The organism is Neorhizobium descurainiae (assembly GCF_051400715.1).
Lineage (GTDB): Bacteria > Pseudomonadota > Alphaproteobacteria > Rhizobiales > Rhizobiaceae > Neorhizobium.
Map to the genome: position 1 here is coordinate 1 of NZ_JBLFFK010000086.1, position 991 is coordinate 991.

Annotated in this window: 1 protein-coding gene; it reads right to left on the reverse strand. The window is 67.9% G+C overall.

The genetic code is table 11. From position 1 onward, the window contains the following. Positions 1-991, reverse strand: a 991-nt coding sequence (locus tag ACMGE0_RS33525; RefSeq protein WP_436820167.1) for an AMP-binding protein, incomplete at both ends; no start/stop codon positions are given.

Below are 991 nucleotides of genomic sequence, written 5' to 3' on the forward strand. Positions count from 1 at the left end.
TCGGTGATGCCGTACATATTGATCAGCTGCGGTGCGGCCTCTCCCCGCGCCGCAAGCCAGCCCCGCAACGCCGCAGGTTCGAGTTTCTCGCCGCCGAAGACGACGGTCTTGAGGTCGGTGAGCGGATGGTCCGACGATGCATCGATCTGGGCCAGCGGCAGGAAGGCCGAGGGCGTCTGGTTCAGCACGGTGACCTTCTCCTGGCGCAGAAGGTCATGGAAGGCTGTCGCGTCACGGGCGATCCAGTGCGGCACGATGACCAGCCTGCCGCCATGGCAAAGGGCGCCGAAGATCTCCCAGACGGAGAAGTCGAAGGCATAGGAGTGGAACATCGTCCAGACGTCGAAGGGACCGAAGCCGTACCAGGGCGCGGTCGCGTCGAGAAGGCGGGCGACGTTGGCATGCGTCACGCCCACCCCCTTTGGTGTGCCTGTCGATCCTGATGTGTAGATGACGTAGGCGAGCTGGTCAGGATGGATGGGGGCGGCGAAGGGCTCGCCGCTCTCGCCGCCGACGTCGGAGACGAGCACGGTGTGGCGGCCGGCCAGCAGGGGAGACAGGGTTGCAGCGCTGGCTTCGTCGGTGACCACTTTGGCGATGGCGCTGTCGCCGATCATGTGGGCGAGGCGGTCGGCCGGGTATGAGGGATCGAGCGGCACGTAGGCGGCTCCCGCCTTGATGATGCCGATCAGTGCGGCGACGAGGCCGGGCGAGCGGTCGACGGCCAGGCCGACGCGCTCGTCGGGTCCGACCCCCAGCGCCGTCAGCCGTCTGGCGATGCGGTTGGCCCAGGCTTCGAGTTCGCCGTAGCTGATGCGCTCGCCCTCGCACACCAGCGCCTCGGTCTCAGGCGCAAGAACCGCCTGGCGGGCGATGCGCTCCGTCACCGCCACGAACGGATAGTCCACCGGCGTGGGATGCTTAACCGGCACGGTCAGCGTCAGCTCGCCGAGCCGTGTGCCCTCGCCCGCCGACGCGATCTGCGACAGAA